4 protein-coding genes are annotated in these 2,799 nt (G+C 68.4%); 3 read left to right on the forward strand and 1 reads right to left on the reverse strand.

Features of this window, described 5'->3' with window-relative positions; translation table 11 throughout:
- Positions 1 to 87: 87 nt before the first annotated feature.
- Together nucS and FPZ47_RS30065 are read left to right on the forward strand one after the other, a co-directional pair.
- A complete protein-coding gene (nucS, locus tag FPZ47_RS27100; RefSeq protein WP_144955247.1) occupies positions 88 to 759 on the forward strand; it encodes an endonuclease NucS in 672 nt (223 codons plus the stop codon).
- A gap of 23 nt (positions 760 to 782) precedes the next feature.
- Entirely contained in the window at positions 783 to 1,079 is a 297-nt protein-coding gene (locus FPZ47_RS30065) for a hypothetical protein (protein WP_144955249.1), read from the forward strand.
- A 9-nt stretch (positions 1,080 to 1,088) separates the two neighbouring features.
- Here the strand turns inward: FPZ47_RS30065 and mce are convergent, their stop codons facing one another.
- A complete protein-coding gene (gene mce / locus FPZ47_RS27110) occupies positions 1,089 to 1,553 on the reverse strand; it encodes a methylmalonyl-CoA epimerase (RefSeq protein WP_144955252.1) in 465 nt (154 codons plus the stop codon).
- Positions 1,554 to 1,633: 80 nt separating this feature from the next.
- On the opposite strand from mce, the gene FPZ47_RS27115 reads away from it, so the two are divergent.
- Positions 1,634 to 2,799: acetyl-CoA C-acetyltransferase (locus FPZ47_RS27115; protein ID WP_145039743.1), on the forward strand; the 1,166-nt coding region annotated here is incomplete at its 3' end.

Consider the following 2,799-nt stretch of genomic DNA (forward strand, 5'->3'; position numbering starts at 1 on the left):
CTACCGGCCAGGACCTAATTCCTGTCGGCAACCCACGTTCACATGCAGTGAGGCCCCAGCCTGCCCATACCGTCTAGGGTGATTCGGGTGCGACTCGTCATTGCCCAGTGCACGGTGGACTACGTCGGCCGGCTCACCGCGCATCTGCCGTCCGCGCGCAGGTTGTTGCTGTTCAAGGCCGACGGGTCGGTCAGTGTGCACGCCGACGACCGCGCCTACAAGCCGTTGAACTGGATGAGCCCGCCGTGCCGGCTGACCGAGGAGCCCGGCGGCCAGGCACCGGTGTGGGTCGTGGAGAACAAGACGGGCGAACAACTGCGGATCACGGTCGAAGCGATCGAGCACGACTCCAGTCACGACCTGGGCGTCGATCCGGGGCTGGTCAAGGACGGCGTCGAGGCGCACCTGCAGGCGTTGCTCGCCGAGCACGTCGGGCTGCTGGGCGAGGGATACACGCTGGTGCGCCGCGAGTACATGACCGCGATCGGGCCCGTCGACCTGCTGTGCCGCGACGAGCGTGGCGGCTCGGTCGCGGTGGAGGTCAAGCGGCGTGGCGAGATCGACGGCGTGGAGCAACTCACCCGTTATCTGGAGTTGCTCAACCGCGACAGCGTGCTGGCCCCGGTGCGGGGCGTGTTCGCCGCCCAGCAGATCAAACCGCAGGCGCGCACGCTGGCCACCGATCGCGGGATTCGTTGTGTGACACTCGATTACGACAGGATGCGCGGGATGGACAGCGACGAATACCGGCTGTTCTGAGGCCTCCGGATTAGACTGGCCGCATGACACGGCGCCGCACACCGCCGCGACGGCAGGGGCCCCCGCTGTTGTCGTCGGTCTCGCGGCGGGTCGAGGCGGGGCCCGACGGATACGACTACGAGGTTCACCCGGTCGCCGCGGCACGCGCCGTCAAAGTCTATCGATGCCCCGGTTGCGACCACGAGATACGTTCGGCAACCGCGCATGTCGTGGTCTGGCCGGCGGATGCCCCCGAATCCGGGATCGAGGACCGACGGCACTGGCACACCCCGTGCTGGAGCAACCGCGCGACTCGCGGTCCGACCCGGAGGTGGTCGTGACGACCGGCCCTACAAAGCCGGCTCGACCAACTCGATCAGAACTCCGCCGGCATCCTTGGGATGGATGAAGTTGACTCGAGAGTTCGCGGTGCCGCGTCTCGGCGCCTCGTAGGTCAGCCGGACGCCTTGTGAGCGGAGTTGCTCGCAGAGGGTGTCGAGATTGCTGACCCGAACCGCCAGCTGCTGGATGCCCGGTCCGCGCTTGTCGAGGAACTTCGCGATGGCCGACGAATCGTCGATTGGGGCCATCAACTGGATCTGTGCGGTGCCGATGGGCCCGCCGCGTGCAGCCAGCATGGCCTCGCGGATACCCTGATCGTCGTTGACCTCCTCGTGCACCAGGACCATGCCGAGGTGGTCGTGGTACCAGGCGATCGCCGCGTCCAGGTCGGGGACGGCGATGCCGACGTGGTCGACTGCCGTCACGAGCGCGGTACCGAGCACCTGACGGGCGTCAACTTGATCGGTCGTCATCTCGCAACGGTAACCTGACGGCAAAGATTCCGCTTCACCAGGGATCGGAATCGGCCGTCCGCGCAGCCTAGGAGGTAGTTATGACGACGTCGGTGATCGTTGCTGGAGCCCGGACGCCGATCGGCAAGTTGATGGGTTCGCTGAAGGATTTCTCGGCCAGCGATCTTGGCGCCGTCGCGATCGCCGGCGCGCTGGAGAAGGCCGGCCTGCCGGCGGGCGTGGTCGAGTACGTGATCATGGGCCAGGTGCTGACGGCCGGAGCCGGCCAGATGCCCGCCCGCCAGGCGGCGGTGGCGGCCGGCATCGGCTGGGACGTCCCGGCGCTGACCATCAACAAGATGTGCCTGTCCGGTATCGACGCGATCGCGCTGGCCGACCAGCTCATTCGTGCCGGGGAGTTCGACGTGGTGGTGGCCGGCGGGCAGGAGTCCATGACCAAGGCGCCCCACCTCCTGATGGACAGCCGCGCGGGCTACAAGTACGGCGACGTCACCGTGCTGGACCACATGGCCTACGACGGTCTGTACGACGTGTTCACCGACCAGCCGATGGGTGCGCTCACCGAGCAGCGCAACGACGTCGACAAATTCACCCGGGCGGAGCAGGACTCCTACGCCGCGCGGTCGCACCAGCGGGCGGCCGCGGCGTGGAAGGACGGCGTGTTTGTCGACGAGGTGGTTCCGGTCAGCATCCCGCAGCGCAAGGGTGACCCGCTGCAGTTCGCCGAGGACGAGGGCATCCGCGCCAACACCACCGCCGAATCGCTGGCCGGGCTCAAGCCGGCATTCCGCCGGGACGGCACCATCACCGCCGGTTCGGCCTCGCAGATCTCCGACGGCGCGGCCGCGGTCGTGGTGATGAACAAGGAAAAGGCCCGGGCGCTGGGCCTGACGTGGCTCGCCGAGATCGGTGCGCACGGCGTCGTGGCCGGCCCCGATTCGACGCTGCAGTCCCAACCGGCCAACGCGATCAAGAAAGCGCTCGGGCGCGAAGGCATCTCGGTCGACCGGCTCGACGTGGTGGAGATCAACGAGGCGTTCGCGGCGGTCGCGCTGGCCTCGACCCGCGAGCTGGGACTGGATCCCGAGATCGTCAACGTCAACGGCGGGGCGATCGCCGTCGGGCATCCGATCGGCATGTCGGGAGCCCGCATTGCGCTGCACACCGCATTGGAGCTGGCGCGCCGCGGCTCCGGCTACGGTGTCGCCGCCCTGTGCGGGGCGGGCGCCCGCCCGCCCCCCCCCCC

Origin of the sequence: Mycobacterium helveticum (assembly GCF_007714205.1) — a bacterium.
GTDB classification, from domain to species: domain Bacteria; phylum Actinomycetota; class Actinomycetes; order Mycobacteriales; family Mycobacteriaceae; genus Mycobacterium; species Mycobacterium helveticum.